This window comes from Streptomyces chengmaiensis (assembly GCF_029846775.1).
GTDB classification, from domain to species: Bacteria; Actinomycetota; Actinomycetes; order Streptomycetales; family Streptomycetaceae; genus Streptomyces; species Streptomyces chengmaiensis.
Genome location: NZ_JARWBG010000062.1, coordinates 1 through 18,075, shown reverse-complemented (window position 1 = coordinate 18,075; position 18,075 = coordinate 1). Strand labels below are relative to the sequence as shown.

The 18,075-nt window shown below is 68.1% G+C and carries 13 protein-coding genes and 2 pseudogenes; 5 read left to right on the top strand and 10 right to left on the bottom strand.

Annotated elements, in window-relative coordinates:
* The first annotated feature begins 121 nt into the window (after window positions 1–121).
* Window positions 122–928 carry a DeoR/GlpR family DNA-binding transcription regulator gene (locus QCN29_RS31920; RefSeq protein WP_279932518.1) on the top strand — a complete coding sequence of 269 codons (807 nt, stop codon included), beginning with the start codon at window positions 122–124 and terminating at the stop codon, window positions 926–928.
* 308 nt (window positions 929–1,236) lie between these two features.
* On the opposite strand, the gene QCN29_RS31915 is transcribed toward QCN29_RS31920, so the two are convergent.
* The 3 genes and pseudogenes from QCN29_RS31915 to QCN29_RS31905 form a co-directional block, all read right to left on the bottom strand.
* Window positions 1,237–4,101, bottom strand: coding sequence for an ATP-binding protein (locus QCN29_RS31915; protein ID WP_279932538.1), 2,865 nt, complete (start codon window positions 4,099–4,101; stop codon window positions 1,237–1,239).
* A 992-nt stretch (window positions 4,102–5,093) separates the two neighbouring features.
* Complete coding sequence (locus tag QCN29_RS31910; protein WP_279932517.1) at window positions 5,094–5,336, bottom strand: hypothetical protein; 243 nt, start codon at window positions 5,334–5,336, stop codon at window positions 5,094–5,096.
* A 496-nt stretch (window positions 5,337–5,832) separates the two neighbouring features.
* Window positions 5,833–6,628, bottom strand: a pseudogene (locus tag QCN29_RS31905) (transposase).
* Between the two features lie 386 nt (window positions 6,629–7,014).
* On the opposite strand from QCN29_RS31905, the gene QCN29_RS31900 reads away from it, so the two are divergent.
* A complete protein-coding gene (locus tag QCN29_RS31900) occupies window positions 7,015–7,320 on the top strand; it encodes a hypothetical protein (protein WP_279932516.1) in 306 nt (101 codons plus the stop codon).
* A 171-nt stretch (window positions 7,321–7,491) separates the two neighbouring features.
* Here the strand turns inward: QCN29_RS31900 and QCN29_RS31895 are convergent, their stop codons facing one another.
* Complete coding sequence (locus tag QCN29_RS31895; RefSeq protein ID WP_279932515.1) at window positions 7,492–8,316, bottom strand: MHYT domain-containing protein; 825 nt, start codon at window positions 8,314–8,316, stop codon at window positions 7,492–7,494.
* Window positions 8,317–8,704: 388 nt separating this feature from the next.
* Between QCN29_RS31895 and QCN29_RS31890 the strand changes: the two genes are divergently transcribed.
* The gene (locus QCN29_RS31890; RefSeq protein ID WP_279932514.1) at window positions 8,705–8,983 is read left to right on the top strand and encodes a transposase; all 279 of its coding nucleotides are present in this window, start codon (window positions 8,705–8,707) and stop codon (window positions 8,981–8,983) included.
* Between the two features lie 225 nt (window positions 8,984–9,208).
* Here the strand turns inward: QCN29_RS31890 and QCN29_RS31885 are convergent, their stop codons facing one another.
* The 4 genes and pseudogenes from QCN29_RS31885 to QCN29_RS31870 all read right to left on the bottom strand — a co-directional run bounded on the left by QCN29_RS31885 (window position 9,209) and on the right by QCN29_RS31870 (window position 12,866).
* A complete protein-coding gene (locus QCN29_RS31885) occupies window positions 9,209–10,048 on the bottom strand; it encodes a class II fructose-bisphosphate aldolase (protein ID WP_279932513.1) in 840 nt (279 codons plus the stop codon).
* A 9-nt stretch (window positions 10,049–10,057) separates the two neighbouring features.
* Window positions 10,058–10,984 (bottom strand): annotated as a pseudogene (locus QCN29_RS37225) (1-phosphofructokinase family hexose kinase).
* The gene (locus tag QCN29_RS31875) at window positions 10,981–11,976 is read right to left on the bottom strand and encodes an ROK family protein (protein WP_279932512.1); all 996 of its coding nucleotides are present in this window, start codon (window positions 11,974–11,976) and stop codon (window positions 10,981–10,983) included. Before QCN29_RS31875 ends, QCN29_RS37225 begins: the two are co-directional and overlap by 4 nt.
* A complete protein-coding gene (locus QCN29_RS31870; RefSeq protein WP_279932511.1) occupies window positions 11,973–12,866 on the bottom strand; it encodes an SIS domain-containing protein in 894 nt (297 codons plus the stop codon). The genes QCN29_RS31875 and QCN29_RS31870 overlap by 4 nt, the downstream gene beginning before the upstream one ends.
* 170 nt (window positions 12,867–13,036) lie before the next feature.
* Between QCN29_RS31870 and QCN29_RS31865 the strand changes: the two genes are divergently transcribed.
* On the top strand, window positions 13,037–13,822 hold the full coding sequence (locus QCN29_RS31865; RefSeq protein WP_279932510.1) for a DeoR/GlpR family DNA-binding transcription regulator: 786 nt from the start codon (window positions 13,037–13,039) through the stop codon (window positions 13,820–13,822).
* A 222-nt stretch (window positions 13,823–14,044) separates the two neighbouring features.
* On the opposite strand, the gene QCN29_RS31860 is transcribed toward QCN29_RS31865, so the two are convergent.
* Window positions 14,045–14,530, bottom strand: a complete 486-nt coding sequence (locus tag QCN29_RS31860) for a carbohydrate ABC transporter permease (protein WP_318036756.1) — start codon at window positions 14,528–14,530, stop codon at window positions 14,045–14,047.
* Window positions 14,531–14,984: 454 nt separating this feature from the next.
* The gene (locus tag QCN29_RS31855) at window positions 14,985–15,224 is read right to left on the bottom strand and encodes a hypothetical protein (protein WP_279932508.1); all 240 of its coding nucleotides are present in this window, start codon (window positions 15,222–15,224) and stop codon (window positions 14,985–14,987) included.
* 421 nt (window positions 15,225–15,645) lie between these two features.
* Between QCN29_RS31855 and QCN29_RS31850 the strand changes: the two genes are divergently transcribed.
* The coding region (locus QCN29_RS31850; protein WP_279932537.1) for a glycoside hydrolase family 31 protein at window positions 15,646–18,075 on the top strand (2,430 nt) is incomplete at its 3' end.

The window sequence follows — 18,075 nt, the reverse complement described above, 5'->3', positions numbered from 1 at the left end:
CGGCACCCACAGGCAGCACGGGGTGAAACCGACCATGCCTAACAGACAGCGATCATCGCTGGCGAATCGATACTGAGCTATATTTCTTCTTGTCGAATGATTGCCGAGGTGTGGGGATGAAGTGGGGGATCAAGGATTGCTTGCCCAGCAGCGTCGTGCTCTGATCGTCGAAGCGGTTCAACGGGAAGGCGCTGTCCGGGTGTCGGACCTTGTCGAGACACTCGGTGTTTCGGACATGACCATTCGCCGCGATCTTGACGCGCTGGCGCAGAACGGCACAGTGGAGAAGGTCCACGGGGGAGCAGTCATTGCGTCCGGTAGTGCGCAGGAGCCTGGTTTTGATGCCAAATCGGTGCTGGAGTCCGCGGCCAAGGCAGACATTGCGGATGCTGCCGCAGGTCTCGTCCAGCCCGGCAGTGTGGTTTCTCTCGGCGGCGGGACCACAACATATGCGGTCGCGAAGCGGCTTCTTAGCGTTCCGAATCTGACTATTCTCACTAACTCACTTCCGATCGAACAGCTATTTCGGAATCACAGTGCATCGAGCATGCAGTCGCCTGCTGTTCTGCTGACAGGCGGCGCTTCGAGCCGTTCACAGGCTCTTGTCGGCCCTATTGCCGAGCACACGATCATGTCGCTGCACACGGATCTGCTGATTCTTGGGACCCATGGCGTGACCGAAGCAGAAGGTCTGACCAGTCCGAGCCTGGCCGAGTCGCAGACCAATCGGGTGTTCATCTCCAGGGCTCGCCGGATGGTGCTGGCCGCCGACCACACCAAATGGGGGATGATCGGACTGAGCAGTTTCGCGCGACTGGATCAGGTGAACTGCTTCATCACCGACGCGGGCATGCCGCAAGAGGCTGTGTCGCTTCTGGCCGAGAGAGTCGGCGAACTCGTTGTCGCCGGTTCCGATGGTGTAGGGTAGGGGCCTTGATCGCCGAGTAGCCGAGGGGGTTCTCACCCCTCGGCCCTCACAGATCCGCACGTGAACGCTTCTCATTCCTGAGCGCCAGGCGATCTCGATAGCGTGAATGGCAGCGACCGTGCGCTCGATGCGGTTGGTGCTGCATCGGGCCTTGCGGAGGATCTGCCATTGCTTGAGGCGGGCGAAGGCGCGTTCGCCCGGTGCTCGTGCCGATGCCCTCGAAGGTGTGGCTCGGGTCCGAAAGGTACAGCGAGACCGCGTCCGCGGGAGAGGTCCCGGGCCTTGATCGGACAGACCCGGGAGACGGGTCACAGGGATGCGCGGATGCTGCTTCTGGTGGCGTGAAGCTTCTTGAGAGTTTTCGCAACGTGGTGCTCGACGGTGCGTACGGACAGGGAAAGTGCTTGGGCGATGCTCTGGTTGGTGGCGCCGGTGGCGAGGAGGTTGGCGACCTGTTGTTCACGGGGTGAGAGTTCGTCACCGTAGCTGTGGCGTCCTCGAGGGACGGGGCGTTGCTGGCCGATCTCGCGCAGGGTCTGCGAGCAGCGTGCTTCGTCGGCGGTTGCGCCGAGTTTTCGGTAGGTATCGGTGGCTTCGTGGAAGTAGCGGGCCGCCCGGCCGGGGTTGTGGGGATCGTCGGTAGACATCGTGCTGCCGACATGTTCGGTGATAAGGGCGGCGCGGTGGACGCGGCCGAGGGCCTGGAGCCTGGTCCGTGCCTGTTCCAGGTATTCGAGTGCGGTATGTGGGTCCGCCGGGGCAAGGACGAGGCCGCGGGCCCACTGGAGTTCCGCCGCGACTCCCGGTGCCTCGGCACCGTCTATCCCGCGGGTTACCTGCTCGATGAGCCGGTGGGCCTCGTCGGGGTTGTCGCATGCAAGAGCGGCCTGTACCGCTGTGGGGATAAGGTCCGTAGTCCATCCCCATACGCCTTTGTGACGCAGGAGGTCCAGGGCGGGTTGCAGCGCATTCCATGCGCTTTTGGTACGGCCTTCTGCGAGGTCTAGCCTGCCTATTGCAGCAGCCCGCACCATTTCCCACGGAGGATAGGCTTGGTGTGTGAACTCTGCCAGGGCGTCGAGGCGTTCGCGGGCCTGGCCCCACTGCCCGCGGGCAATCTCCAGCAGAGCACGTACCAGCAACGATTCCACACTGAAGTAGCTTTCGTCCGACTTTGCCTGGAGGGCGAAGGCATCCAGGCGCTGGTCCAAGCCACTCCAGTTGCCGCTGGCGAAGTCCAGGTTCATCCGGATGACCCGGCACGAATGTTCCCAGTGTTGGGAGTGCGTCCGGCACGCTACAACTTCTGCCTCATCCAGCAGGCTACGGGCCCGCATGTCGTCGCCGTGCCAAAAAGCCTGGTCGGCCGCATTGTGCAGTCCTCGGGCGATCTGCTGCTGCACTGCCCGGTCGCCGTCCATCTGAGATAGCTGGATGAGGAGTTCCCGGGCCGAAGGATCACCGAGAGTCTCCAAAAGGGTGATCCGGCTGGCGAGCACTGTCGCCTCTACCACAAGATCACTGGTGCGGGCAACGGCGTTCAGAGCGCGGTCCATCCACGCAATCTCCTGAGCAATTGGGGTGGCACTGGTTCCCATGCCGCGACGCGCCATGGCGACAGCGGCGAGCTCCGGCCGGTCAGCCAGCTCATCAACGGCCCGCTCCATCTCACGCTCAACCTCAGGACCCATTGTGTGGCTTCCCAGCGCGCTTGCCAGACCGAGGCGGACCTCACCGCGAGTTGTGGCGGGCAGACCCGGGTCGGTCACGATCCGGCGCAGAACGCTCACAGTCGCTGAGGAGTCGATTCTGCTTGCGGCGATGCGAGCAAGGGCCAGGGCGAAATGGTTGCGCAGGTCTGGCGGAAGTGAGGGTTCTGCCAGGAGCTGCTGCAGTAGCTCCGTGGTGATGCCGTCGTCTCCAATCTCGACGGCGTGCTCGGCGGCTGCCTGCGCCCGTGGTATCCACGCCTGTACATCGCCCTGCTGTCGGGTGTGGTAAGCGATCTGTACCAGTGCCGGCGGTACCCGCGCTGTCAGCAGTTCCGCTGCGCGTCGGTGCAGTCGACGGCGCGCCGGCCCGAGAATTCCTTCGTAGACGGCCTGGCGAGCCAGCACGTGGCGAAAGCCGTACTGTCCGGTCGAGGTCTCCTCGAGAACTGAAGCCTCCAGCGCTGCGGTGAGTCCTGCTTCAGTCTCGTCCTCATCCAGCCGGGCCAGCGCGGCGAGCAGCTCTTCGCTGGCGGGGACTGCCAGCACCGCCGCTGCCTGCACGACCGCCATCGCCTCCGTATTCAATCCCCTGACCCGTCCCTTGACCGACTCCTCCACCGACCGTGGGATGCCGACGTCCTTAAGAGCTGTCATCGCGTCGGCGTTCGGGTGCTCGAGGTGGTCGCACAGGGCAAGCAGGTCCTCCTCGACGGCCAGTGGCAGACCGCCGCTGCGGTCGTACAGCTGCTGCCCCAGAGCAGATCCCGCGCTCCGGCCGAGTGACGACACGGCCAGTTCGCGCACCTGTGGCTCGTTCAGGGGCCTGAGCCTGATGTCCGCACCCCCCACGCCTACCGGGCGCCGGTAGGGCGGCCCCAGCACTCCCGTACCCGCGGACAGGTCCTGTGCGCGGTAGGTGATCACCAGGCGCATTTCCTGAGGCGGATTGCTCGCCAGCAGCAGCAGGAGCTCACGGGTTGCCTCGTCTGCCCAGTGGACGTCCTCGACCACCAGCACCAGCGGGCCGATCGCGGTCACCACCTCATGCACCGCGCGCATCATCCGATGCTGCACACCACCAACCACGGGGCCGACCGTTTCGTCGTTCGCCGGGCCCGGCAACCGCTCGACGAGTTCGGGGAGGTACCGGACGAGTATCGTCACCGCAGGGCTCAGCTGCATATCAGGAGAAATACGGGTGGCCCCGTCGCGCAGCGCCTCGATGACCGGTTCGAAAGGCAGGGGCTCACGTAGAGGAAGGCACGAGCCACGCAGTACCAAGATTTTGTCCCCCTGCAAGCGGAGAGCTGCTTCGCCGACCAGACGCGACTTGCCGATGCCTGGTTCACCTTCGATGAAGACCACCGCGGGCCCTGTGCGCACCGCGTCCAGCAGCGTGCGGAGCTCGCTTCCACGCCCCACGAATCCGAATCCTGTACCTCGACGACCTGACACTGTCATCACCAGCCCGGGGATGCTCTGGCTTTCATGATAAGCGGGGCGCCGTCTCCCGACGTTGCGGTGCGAAAGGGTCCACGGCGCACGCCCTTCCCGTGGCCGATGTCGCGCATCTGGTCAGAGGTTCGCCATTCGCTCTCTGCCGCGGACCGGGCTGGGCCCGGGACGAGGAGAGAGACCTCGGGTTGCTGGACAAGCGGGGGCGGCAGCGGATCGGTTCTCGGTGGGCCAATTCAACGGATCGGACAAGCCTGTCTTCGGGGCGGAAGCAGGGTCTTTGCATGGTCAACGCCTGTCCTGATTCATGCGGTGGTGCCGAGGGCAGCCAGGCAGGGTCTTTGAGAAGTGATCTTGTGTCCGGGTTCGTCAGGCCAGCCCGAGGGCGGTGAGGGGTCGCTGATAGTCGCGGCCGGTGCGGCGGAGGGCGGCGGCGATGTTGACGTGGCCGCCCTGACGGTGAACGCCGATGGCGAGGTTGCGCATGCCAGCCATGATGCGGGGGAGATGGCCGGCATGGATCTTGGAGTCGTCCTCGCGGAACGGTGCGGTCGCGGACGTGCTGGAGAAGACTTCGATCTTCCAGTGTCCCCTGGTCCAGGCGGCGAGCTGGGCATCGGCGGCCGCGCCGGGCGGCGGGCTGGTGATCAGGTGGACACGCTCGTTGGTGAGATTGTCTTCCTCCAGCGCACGACTGGCAGGGCCTGGCGTGCGTCTGCGTGGTCGGGGTGGGCGAAGGCGGCGGTCTTGAGCCGCCGGATTTCCAGGCGGTGGTGGGCCCGGGTTCGGCCGTATAGTCGAGCGTGATCTCACGCCAGGGCAGGCAGGGGATGCGGTCGAAGAAGCCGGGATCGTTGGTCTTGACCTGTGTGATGTAGTGGGCACGTAGCTCGCGGAGGTAGGTGCCGTGAGCGTGCTAGCTAGGTGTGCAGGGCGTCGGCGGTGTGACCGCGCCGGTAGGTCGACGCGGTCAAGCAGGGGCCGGAGGCGGAGATCTCCTAGCTCTTGTTGGCGACCTGGTGCTGGGCCAGGACGTCACCGGTGTGGTCCATCATGGTTGAGCTGGTGACGTGCCCGGTAGCGTGCGTGCGCGAGCCGTGCAGGGTCTTGCCGTCAACAGCGATCGCCCGCAGTCCGGGGTCGGCGCGGGCGGCGAGGAAGGCACCGATTGCCCGGTCCAGGGCGACGCCGTCGAACTGGCCGAGCGGCCGGCGCAGGGTGTGGGGGTACGGATCGAACACGGTGCCGGAGAGTGGGTCTGTGGGGAAGCCGAGGACACGGCAGGCCCACGCGGGGCGTCGCTGATCCTTTCCGTGATCGCGGCAAGCGGGCATGTGCCGGCCCGGACACTCGCCGTGGCCGCGACGACCAGGGCGGACAAGCGGTAGCAGCGGCCACGGACGCGACACCTCGCAGGTCGGGCACCAGGTCCAGGAAGCCGGCCCGCCCGCGTCCGCTGGCGGGATCGGAGCTGCACACGTCACACCGTGGGCATGAGAGAAGATGCAGGAGCGGGCATGGACTCCCTTGGTATTCATGAGACCTCGACACTCGCATGATCACTGAGACCGTGCTTTCATTGCGCCCCCCTGTCCGTGGCCTAGTGCTTGAAGGCCGCCGTCAGCCCCCTGCCCGAACCGTGCTGACCCCTCCAAGACGGGCCAGCATGGCACTCCGGACGAAATGTGATCATGCAATGTCAATGGCCCCTGACCTGGGGAGCGTATTTGGTTGTGATCACCAGGTGATCCGGGTGAGGTCTTTGAGACAGATCATCGAGGCGCGCAGGTGGAGGTCAGCGAGGTACCTCGCGGGTGTCTTGTCGTATCGCGTGGCGATGCCTCGCCATGCCTTGAGTTTGTTGATCAGGCGTTCGACGGTGTTGCGCTCCTTGTAGAGGTCGGCGTCGTGGCTGACGGGCCGGCCGCCTCTGGAGCCCTTCTTCTTCCGGTTGGAGGCCTGGTCCTTCTTCTCCGGGATGACCGCCTTGGTACGACGTTTGCGCAGGTGGGCGCGATTGCCGCGGGACCAGTGCGCCTTGTCTGCGGCGACCGCGTCCGGCCGGGTGCGGGGTCGGCCGACGGGCCCGCGGCACTTCCACTCGCCGATGACGTGGATCTTGCTGGTCTGTCCGCCCCTGGAGCGTCCGAGCAGGGTGGCCTTCCCCTTTGAACCTGGCCTTCTTCTCCTCGGCGGAAGCCTTCTCCAGAGCGGTGAAGACCTCCTCGTCGAGGGGCATCCCGGCCGCGTCGTGATGGGCCTGGGCGGTGGTGGAGTCAAAGCTGACCAGGGACAGGTCCACCTCACAGCGCTTCGCGGCTTCTGCGATCAGGCCCTCCAGCAGGGTCTCGAAGACCCTGGTGTCACGCCACTGCGGGAAACGGTTGTGGACGGTCGACCAGGCGCCGAACTCCGTCGGCATCTCCCGCCACCGCCCACCCGTCTTGAACCTCCAGATCACGCCCTCGAACTGCTGCCGCAGCCGCTCGGAATACGGGCCGTACTCGCCGATCGGCAGGTGCGGCTCGATCACCTCCTACTCCACATCCGTCAGTTGCACTCGCGTCGCCCAAAAGGGTCTACCAGTCCAGGGTCTACCGCGAAGGAAAATCTCGCAGATTGATCACGACGTAATACGCCGCCTAGTAGAGCCGCTACCCACTACCTATCATTTGGGCACTCACTACGTATTGACACCGTCAGCATCGGTACGAGTTGTAACAGAAAGCGGGCCATTTCTCCCTGCACTCGACTCGTCGTCTGCTTTTAACTAGAAAGGGCATGAAAGATACGGAATGCCCTGACGTGGCTTCTGTTGCAACTTCGGGAATATCCAGGCGATGGGTGATGGTCATGAATGCCGGAGAGAAGTCTCGCATAGCAGTCTACCTGCGCTGCTACCCCTACGACAGATGGGCGATGTGGACCCACCGAAGCGCCCTGCTGCGGTACGCCCGGGATCTGGGGCTGCCCCAGCCGACCGTGTTCTTGGACAACGGCAGGACCTCCAGGCAGCCGCTGCCCGAACTCGACCGCCTGAACGAGTACGTCAGCCAGGGCTTCATCGACGTGGTACTGATACCCGGACCATTCGTGTTCGCTCTCGACGACAGTGAGTCCCGCGCTATGGTGCTCCATATTCAGGACACCCACTGCCAGGTGGTGGAGATGCCGTCTCCGCGCCTCTCTCGGCAAGCGGGTGGGACCGATGCTGGCTCGGTCTGACCCCGCTTGAGACGTCTGGGTCGGCCGGACGGTCACCACGGCGGACGGGCGCAGCGCCATGGTGCGTGGATCACGAGCGCCGAGCCTGGCAGTAACCCATCCCGGGCCGCAGAAGAACTCGACGCCGGTCACCCGGGCCGACGCCGGTCACCCGGGCGGAGACACCAGTCATCAGGATGAGTGGGACGAGGGGTGCTGTCCCGGCTGCTGTGCAGGGGTGCCGGTGCCGTGAGGTGCGGAGGCCGGCCGGCTCCAGCTGACGCTGTCGCCCAGCATCATGTCGGGGTCGAACATGACGATCACAGCGGCGACCAAGAGCATGGTGAGCGGCCCGGCGAGCATGAGCAGGAGAAAGCCCATCAAGGCCGGGGACGATTGCGTGACTGTGGTCTGGCCGCTGAGGTGGACGGAGACCGCGGCCATGCCCGTGTAGTGCATGCCAGTCACAGCAACTCCCATGACCAGGCTCGCGCCCAGACTCGCCCAGAGCCCGTGGACGGAAACCGCAGCCCACAGTGCCGCGGTGGCGGCCACGACGGCGATGACGACCGACAGAGTCACCGTCGGGGTGTCGTAGTGGAGGGCTCCTGCGGTGTGCATGGCGGACATGCCGATGTAGTGCATGGTCGCCACACCGAGTCCGGTGATCGTGCCTGCTACGGCCAGGTTCGCCAGAGAGCCGCCCCGGTAGCCGACGAGGAACACGCCGATACCAACCACCGCGATGGCGACGGCCAGGCTGAGCAGTGTTCTCGTGGCGTCGTAGCTGATCAGCGATCCCTGGATACTGAAGCCGATCATGGCGATGAAGTGCATGGTCCATATGCCGCAGCCGATCGAAACGGCACCCAGTGCCAGCCATTTGGCTCGACCGTGCGGTCGCCGCAGTGAGCGTGTGGTGCACCGCAGCCCCAACGCTGCGCCGAGGCATGCCATCAGATAGGCGGAGATGGGGGTCACCGCGCCGTAGTGGAAGTTGGAGATCGTGGCAGACATTCAGGGTTCTCCTCAAGCATGTGACGGTGGGATGCATGTGGCGCGCGATGCTATGACAGCGTGTAGGGCGGCGGGCGGAATCGCCGCTGCGGTGTGCCGGAACGAGGGAGCGGCGCGCGCTCCCGCCGATCCCTGACAGGGGCGGGTCAGGCCGCGGGGGGAGAGAGAAGCGCCCTCCACTCTGTCGGCCCGAGCCAGGCTGCTGGCCACCGGCGGCAACCGCGAGACGGGCACCAACTACGCCTGCCATGTTGCCCAAGTCGCCCTGTTCCGCCATGGCCTGCGGCTAGTCGACTCCGAGGATCAGAGCACAATCCTGCGGCTGCTGACCGAGCGGCACGACGACCTGGTCGACGAGCGCACCCGTGTCCTCCAACGGCTCAACGCCGTGCGGCGCGACCTGCTGGCCGACGTGTGCCGCCTGGACCGGCAGATCAAGGACTACGAAGCCGAGATGCGTGACGCTCTCGCTGCGACTCGCAACACGCTCACGGCCCTTCCAGGTCTGGGCACCGTGCTGGCTGCCAAGGTCATCGGCCATGTCGGCGATGTCGGCCGCTTCCCCACCGTGTGCCACTTCGTCAGCGATACCGGCAGCGCACCGCTGGACGGCTCCAGCGGAGCCACGTACATTACCGGCTCAACACGGGCGGCAACCGCGCGTTGAAAGATTCACGATGGCGAGCGGTCAAGCCTACTACCTGGGCAAGATCGGGGAAAGCGAGACGCCGACCGAGACCCGCTGGGCCCTGAAACTAAACCAAGGACCGGTGACACCCTCCCAGGCCATGCGTTGGACAGGGGGGACACAGTCACGCCGGGCCCGGAGGCCAGTGGCCCCCTTGCAGGACCGCGAAGGCCATAACTCGGGGGCCGCCGCGGGGGCACGCCTTCATGTCCGGGCCTTGAGTACGGCCAGCAGGCGGGTGACCTCGTGGGTCATCGCGTCGCGGGCGGGGCCCAGATAGCGGCGGGTATCCGCGAGGGCCCGGTCCGCGTCGAGGACCGCGCGGGCGGCTGTGGTGAAGACCTGGTTCAGATGGGTGGCGATGTTGACCTTGGTCATGCCGTGGTCGACCGCCGCCGCCAGGTCGTGGTCGGGCACGCCCGACGAGCCGTGCAGGACCAGCGGGACGGGGACGGTGAGGCGTAGGGCGGCGATCAGGGGGAGGTCGAGCGATGCCGTGCGGGTCAGCATGGCGTGCGAGGTGCCGACGGCCACGGCGAGGGCGTCCACCCCGGTCGCGGCGACGAACGCGGCGGCCTCGTCCGGATCGGTGCGGGCGCCCGGGGCGTGTACGCCGTCCTTGCCGCCGACCTCGCCGAGTTCGGCCTCCACCCAGACGCCCTCGCCGTGGCAGCGGGCGGTGATCTCGGCAGTGGTCCGGATGTTCTTCTTGTACGGGAGGGTCGAGGCGTCGTACATCACCGAGGTAAAGCCTAGGGCCACCGCCTCGTGGACCAAGTCCGACGACGTGGCGTGGTCCAGGTGGACCCCCACCGGAACCCGGGCGGCGCGGGCGACGGCCAGGGTGGCTGCGCCCACGGCCGCCAGGCCGCCGTGGTAGCGGGTGGCGTTCTCACTGATCTGGAGGATCACCGGGGCACCTGCCGCTTCCGCCCCGGCCACTATGGCTTCGGCGTGTTCGAGCTGGATGACGTTGAAGGCGCCGACGCCGTGTCCCGCGCGTGCAGCGTGGGTGACGATCTCGCCGGTTCCGACAAGGGGCATGGTTCATCCTTAGAAGAGGGGGTGGAGGTCCACCCTGGTGCGGAGGCGATGGTGTACGGCCGGGTCGAAGGACCCGGCCAGCGGTGGGGCGACGGCGGCGGCTGACAGGGCCACCGCCTCGGCGAGCCGCCGAGGCCAGGGATCCGCGCAGGCCAGGCCGAGGGACAGTGCGGCGACCGCGGCGTCCCCGGCGCCGGTCGGGTTGCCGTGCAGCCGCTCGCTGGGCCGGGCCCGCCATGTGCCCTGCGGGGTGACGGCGAGCAAGCCGTCCGGACCCAGGGAGGCGACGACCGCGTCCGCCCCCGCGGTGCGCAGAGCACGCGCCCGAGTGGGGGTCGGATCGGCCGGTGGTGTCGGCCAGTTCGCCGGCGTTCGGCTTGACCAGGTCCGGTCCTGCCGGGAGCGCCGCGTGGAGGGCGGGGCCGCTGGTGTCGAGGACGGCGGGGACGTGGTGGGCGTGGGCGACGCGGACCAGGGTCCCGTACGCGTCGTCGGGCAGGCCGGGCAGCAGGCTGCCGGAGAGGACGGCCACAGTGGACTGGCGGAGGAGTTCTTCGTACGTGTCCAGGAACCGCCGCCACTCAGCGGGCAGGACGGCCGGGCCCGGTTCGAGCAGGGTGGTCTTGTCGCCGATGTGCGCGTCGGCCACGGCCACCGTGCGACGGCTGTCGCCGCTGATCGGGGACAGCCGCTCGGGCACCCCCGCCCTGGCCAGTTCCCGGCGCAGGGTCTCGCCGGTCTGCCCCCCGGCCAGACCCGTGACGAGGGTGGGGTGCCCGAGCGTGTGCAGGACCCGTGAGACGTTGACGCCCTTGCCGCCCGCCCGCCCGCCCGGGCGGGCGGGCGCTTCGCGGACGCGGTGCGTGGTATGGGGGCGGAGCCGGTCGACGTGGTGGTGATGTCGAGGGCGGCGTTCAGGGTGGCGGTGAGGATCACGGGGCGTCCACCGCCGTACGCTCCGGCTGCCTCGCTCCGAGGAGGTCCCGGGCCAGCAGCGCCGCGCCCACGCAGCCCGCCTGGTCGCCCAGCCGGGCCGCGACGACCTCGGGCACGGTCTGGAACGTGAGTCGTTCCGCGAGGGCCTCCCGCAGGGGCGCGAGGCAGGACTCACCTGCCTGGGCGAGGCCGCCGCCGATGACGACCCGCTCGGGGTCGTGCAGCGTGACGGCGATGGCCAGGCCGTCCGCCAGCGCGTCGACCGCCTCGGTCCAGACGGCCGTGGCTGCCGGGTCACCCGCGGCGGCACGCCGCTGGATGTCCCGGGCGGTGACGCCGTGCCAGCCGGTGGCACGGGAGTAGCGGCGGGTGACGGCGGCGGCCGACGCGACGGTCTCCAGGCAGCCGCGGCCCCCGCACGGGCAGGGGTCTCCCCCGGGCCGTACGACTACGTGGCCGAGTTCGCCGGCGCGTCCGTGGGCTCCGGTCAGGGCCTGGCCGCTGCTGAACACGGCGGCGGCGATCCCGGTGCCGACCGGGGCGAAGAGGAAGTCGGCGCAGCCCTGTCCGGCGCCTGCCCGGGCCTCTGCGAGGCCGCCGGCGCGGACGTCGTGGCCGAAGGCGATGGGCAGGCCGAGGTGTTCGGCCAGCCAGTCCTGGATGGGCACGCCGCGCCAGCCGAGGTTGGCGGCGCGTACGGAGAGTCCCGACGCCTCGTCGACGATGCCGGGGACGGCGATTCCGGCCGCCGCCGCTGCGGGGCAGCGCTCAGCCAGTTCGGCAGCGCAGGCGAGCACAGTCTCCAGGACGGCCTCCGGGCCGCGCTCGACGCGGGTGTACCAGCGCTCGGTGTGGTCGAGGGTGCCGTCGGTGCCGCCGTCGGAGAGGATGCCGCCCTTGATGTAGGTGCCTCCGATGTCGAGGGCGATGACCGTGCCGACGGCACCGGCCGTCTCAGCAGCACCGACCGTGCCAACGGCGCCGGCTGTCATGACTCGACCAGGTGGTCGGCCAGGACGATGGAGCGGGTGAGGTGGCGCGGCTGGTCGGGGTCGAGGCCGCGGCGCCCGGCGAGGGCGACGGCGAGGCGCTGGGCGCGGATCAGGTCCGCGAGCGGGTCGCCCGGGGAGACCGTGGCGTACGCGCCGGTCGCGCGGACCTGGTCGAGCAGCCCGGCGGGGGGCTCCCCGAAGAACCAGACGACACTTCCGGGCCCGGTGACGCTGATCGGGCCGTGTCGGTACTCCATGGCGGGGTACGACTCGGTCCACGCACCGGCCGTCCCGCGCAGCTTGAGGGCCGCCTCGTGGGCCACGCCGACGGCCCAGCCGCTGCCGAGGAACGTGAACTGCCGGGCGCCCAGGAACTCCTCGGGGAGTCGGGTCCCCAAGGTGTACTCGGCCTGGCGCAGCAGATCCGGCGGTACGAGGCCGAGGCCGGCGCGCAGCAGGACGAGCGCGGTGGTGGCGAACCTGGTCTGCACGACCGAGCGCTCGTCCGCGAACGACAGGTCCACGACCGTGTCGGCGGCGTCCTTGACGGGTGTGCCGAGGTCGCCGGTGACGGCGACGGTCGGTGTGCCCGCAGCCTGCTTCAACGCGGTGAGCACCTCCGTCGTGGTGCCGGACCGGCTGATGGCGAGCACCCGGTCGTACCGGCGGGCCGCCGGGAACTCTGAGGCCGCGAAGGCGTCGGTCTCGCCGCGCCCGGCGGACTCGCGCAGCGCCGCGTACGTCTGGGCGATGTACAGCGAGGTGCCGCAGCCGATGACGGCCACCCGCTCTCCGTCCCGAGGCAGCGCCTGGAGCCGCGCCCCGTGCGTGTCCAGCGCCCGGCGCCAGCACGCGGGCTGGCTGGCGATTTCCGTGTCGACATGGCTCACAGTGCCTCCCAGGCGGTTCACGGCTGGCGTACATCCAGCTCGAATGCATGAAGCTGACTCATTTATAAAAGATACGCTCACCTTTGAGCAACACTACGCATGAATAGTCATAGCGGAACCGGGGCGGGTTACGCTCGGCTCCCGAAGGTCACGAGGCGAGGAGAACGGTGATGAGCACCCACGAGCGGTGGACGCGGCTGCTCGACGCGCTGGGCGAGCGGGGTCGCATCGAGGTGGGCGAGGCCGCCGAACTGCTCGGGGTCTCCCCCGCGACGGTCCGTCGGGACCTGGAGGAGCTGGCCCGCCAGCAGCTGCTCACCCGCACCCGCGGTGGCGCGGTGCTCAGCGGCGTCTCGTACGACCTGCCCCTCCGATACAAGACGGCCCGCAAGGCCGACGAGAAGCAGCGCATCGCCCGCGCCGCCGCCGCGCTCGTCCCGCACGGCGCGGTCGTCGGGCTCAACGGCGGGACGACCACCTCGGAGGTGGCGCGTGAGCTCGCTACCCGCGCCGATCTCGCGGAGCAGGTTGGGAGCACGGCCCTGACGATCGTCACCAACGCCGTGAACATCGCCAACGAGCTGGCCGTGCGGCCGCATGTGAAGACCGTGGTGACGGGCGGGGTCGCGCGCCCCCACTCGTATGAGCTGACCGGCCCGATCGCCACCGCCGTTCTTCAGGAGCTCTCGCTCGACTTCGCCATCCTCGGCGTCAACGCCGTCGACCCCCGCTTCGGCGCCGCCGCCCACGACGAGGGCGAGGCCAGCGCGAACCGCGCCATGGCCGAGCGCGCAGGCCGGGTCATCGTGGTAGCGGACTCCACCAAACTCGGGCAGCGGGCCTTCGCCCGGGTCTGTACGGTCCCGAAGATCCACGTCCTGGTGACCGACCACGACGCCCCCGACGACCTGGTCGAACAGCTCTCAGGCCAGGGCGTCGACGTCCGCTGCGTCTAGGGAGTGTCCGGCGGACCATGCCGGCATCCGAGCCGCGTGCTTTCGCCCACTGGTGAGCGGATGCGTGTGTGCGCAGGAGCAAGGCACACGAGGGCGTCGGCGTGGAGCATGGGCAACTGACGGCAACGCCGCGGACGCGCGTGCCGGACCCCGCGGCGGCCCAGGCATGATCCGCCGGACACGGCCTACAGCCGCCCAGGGGCGTCGAAGGTCTGCAGGGCGTCACTTCACGGAACCCGCCGTCAGTCCTGACACCACATGCCGCTCGATAACCGCGAACAGGATCACCACTGGCACGATGGCGATCAACGATGCCGCGAACACATAGTTCCACTGCATGCTGTACGCGCCGATCATGTTGTTGATGCCGACCGTCAGAGGTTGTCGCTCCGGCGACGTGGTCAGCGTCAGGCCCATGATGAACTCGTTCCACGCCGCGATGGAGGTGAAGATCACAGCAGTGACGATGCCCGGCATCGCCAGCGGCAGCGTCACGCGCAACAGCGCCCCGGAGCGGCTCGCGCCGTCCATCATCGCCGCCTCCTCCAGCTCGACCGGGATCGAGCCGGTGTACGCGCTGATGATCCAGACCGCGAAGGCGAGGTTGAACGCCGCGTTGGCGACCATCAGCGCGGTGACCGTGTCGAGCAGCCCGAGCGCGTGGAACTCTCGGTACAGGTCCACCTGCAGGGCCGTCGGCTGGAACATCTGGGTGAGGAAAACGCTGGTTGAAGAGCTGTGCCAGGGCGAGCGAGACCAGCATGGTGAGCGCGACCACGACGACCGTCCAGACGGCCGTCCAGGTCAGGACGTCGGGCAGGCGCGGGTCCNCCGTCCAGGTCAGGACGTCGGGCAGGCGCGGGTCCGCGAGCAGCTTGCGGTACTTGTCGAGTCCGGCAGGCCCCTGGGCGGCGCTGGAGGTGTCGATGCGCCGCAGCGAGGTGCGGACCATCTCGACGATCGGCCAGACGACGACGGCCACGATGAGGACGACGGCCGGCCGATCCATGGCAGGGCACCGAGGCGCCGGATGAGGGGACGGGGGCGGGACCCGGTCGGCCGGTTGGGTCGGGCCCGCCGGGAAGGCCCCTCGCCCGCCCGGCCCGATGTCCGGCTGGTCGCCGTTCTGGACCATCGTCTTGACCTGGGTGTCCAGGTCGTTTCAGTTGATGACCTGAAGGTCGACCTTGATCTTGGGGTTCTTCTTCTCGAACGCCGTGATCACGTCCTGCCAGTACGCCTGGCTGGGGCTGTCGCCGTTGGAGCCGTAGTCCGCCGCGACGAACTTGATCGTGGTGATCCCGTCCACGCCGGAGGCACCGGATCCGCCGCCCCCGCAAGCCGAGAGGACGAGCGCGCCGACGACTCCGGAGGCGGACAGGGCGAAGAAACGTCGCTTCATGGTAGCTACCGCCTTTTGGTACGCGAGCAATGAAGCGCGAAGGTGATCAGGTATGCGCGTTTCACTCAACCTTGGACAGAGGTAGGGACGATCGTCACCTGTCGGCCCTGCTGGGTTATGGACTCGTAACCCTGGCGGTCCGTCCACCCAGCCCATGCGCACGGTTGCGCATTATTGATTGCAGATGGGGAGTACCAATCACTTGACGCCACCAAGGGGGACTGTTGTTATGTCGTGAACACATCGGCATGTAGTGGCAGCGGGCGTCGCCCAGACGCGGCGCGACGCCCGCATGGCCGGAAAGGCGGCTGTGATGCGACGAAGTCCAGACAGACCCCGACTTCCCTGGAGAGGGGGCGGCTCCGCGAGAAGGAGCCGGCCCGGACGCGGACGCCCGGCCATCCTGGGCCTGGTGGCCGCCATGGTGGCAGCTCTCTTCTCCGTCGCCGGCCCCGCCTCCCCGGCAGCCGCCGCGGGCCCGGGGAACGCCACCGGGGTCACCAAGTCGGGGAACACCTTCACGATCAGCACATCGACGGCGGCGAAGGCCCGGGTGGTGATCGCCCGAGAGGACATCTTCCGGATCTGGCTGTCGCCCAGCGGCGGCTTCACCAACGACCCGGCGGGCAGCACCCTCGCGATCGACACCGACTTCGGCGCCGTGACGACGAGCGTCACCGACGCCGGCTCGCACTACCGGATCACGACCCCCGCGCTGAACATCCGGGTGAACAAGTCGCCACTGCGGTTCTCCGTCTACCGCGCCGACAACTCCACACTCGTCTGGGCCGAGTCCCAGCCCCTGTCCTGGACCGGCACCCAGACCAGCCAGTACCTTGCCCAGGGCCCCGACGAGCAGTTCTACGGCACCGGCCTGCGCCTCGGGGAGTGGGCACTGCGCGGCAAGACCGTGCCGGTCGCCGCCGAAGGCAAGTGGCAGGAAAACACCAACGCCAGTCCTGCGCCCTTCTACATGTCCACCAACGGCTACGGCGTGATGCGCAACACCTGGGCCCCCGGCACCTACTCCTTCGGCGCGCCCGGCACGTTCACGCACAACGAGAGCCGTTTTGACGCCTGGTACTTCGTCGGCGACTCCCTCAAGGGCGTGCTGGACGCCTACACCGACGTCAGCGGCAAGCCGTTCCTGGCGCCCATGTGGGGCTTCGAGCTCGGCAACGCCGACTGCTGGAACGCCTCCAGCCCCAGCTACCGGGGTGACCGGAACCGTGCCCGCCACCAGACCACCAAGGACGTCCTCGGGTACGCGGACGACGCCCGCACCGCCGACATGCCGTCGGGCTGGTTCCTGCCCAACGACGGCTACGGCTGCGGCTACACCGACCTGAAGGCGACCGTCGACGGACTGAAGGCCAAGGGCTTCCAAACTGGCCTGTGGACCTCGACCGGCCTGGCGAATATCAACAGGGAGGTCGGCGTCGACGGCAGCCGCGCCGTCAAGACCGACGTGGCCTGGGTCGGCCCCGGCTACAAGTACGCCTTCAACGCCGTCCAGCAGGCTGTGGACGGCATCGAGAACAACTCCGACGCCCGCCGCTACGTCTGGACGGTCAACGGCTGGGCCGGCACCCAGCGCAACGCCATCGTCTGGACCGGCGACACGCACGGTACCTGGAACGACATGCGCTGGCACGTCCCGGCGATCACGGGCGCCGGCCTGTCCGGCTTCAACTATGCCGCCGGCGACGTCGACGGCATCTACAACGGCAGCCCCAAGACCTACGTCCGCGACCTCCAGTGGAAGGCGTTCACCCCGGCCTTCATGACCATGTCCGGCTGGGGCGCCACCAACCCGTCCACCGGCTACCACGACAAGCAGCCCTGGCGGTTCAACGACCCGTACCTCTCCATCAACCGCCAGTACCTCAAGCTGAAGATGCGGCTGATGCCCTACCAGTACTCGATGAGCCGGGTCGCCACCGAGACCGGTACGCCGATGGTCCGGGCCATGGTCCTGGAGTACCCGGACGACCCGGTCGCACGCGGCAACCAGACGAGTGGCCAGTTCATGTCCGGTGACTCGTTCCTGGTCGCGCCCGTCGTGTCCGACACGTCCACGCGGAACGGCATCTACCTGCCGGCCGGAACGTGGACGGACTACTGGACCGGCAAGACGTACCAGGGCCCGGGCTGGCTGGACGGCTACTCCGCACCGCTCGACACACTCCCGCTGTTCGTCAAGGGCGGCGGCATCGTGCCGATGTGGCCGCAGATGAACTACAAGGGCGAGAAGCCGGTCGACACCCTCACCTACGACGTGTACCCGCGCGGCTCGTCCTCCTTCACCCTGTACGAGGACGACGGCATCACGCGCGCCTACAAGAGCGGCGCGTACGCGAAGCAGCAGGTGGACGTGTCCGCGCCGCAGTCCGGCACCGGGGACGTCCGTATCGACGTGGGCGCGAGCACCGGCTCGTACGAGGGCAAGCCCGCCTCACGGGGCTACGAGTTCACGGTCCACGCGGCCGACGCCCCCACCGCTGTAACAGTGGACAGTACCGCGCTGACCAGGCTCACGTCGAAGTCCGCGTACGACTCCGCCGCCACCGGCTGGTTCTTCGACCCGGCCGACCGCTCCGGCACCCTGCGGATCAAGGCGGGCGACAAGTCCGGCGCGTTCGCCGTCACCGCGTCCGGGCTGAAGCTGCTCCCGGCCACCGAGGTGCCCAGCACCAGCTCACCGATCTCCAAGGCGGACTGGAGCGTTGTGTACTCCGACAGCGAGGAGACCACAGGTGAGAACGGCACCGATGCCAACGCCATCGACGGCAACCCGGCCACGAAGTGGCACACCAAGTGGTACGGCGGAAGCGACGCGCTGCCTCACGAG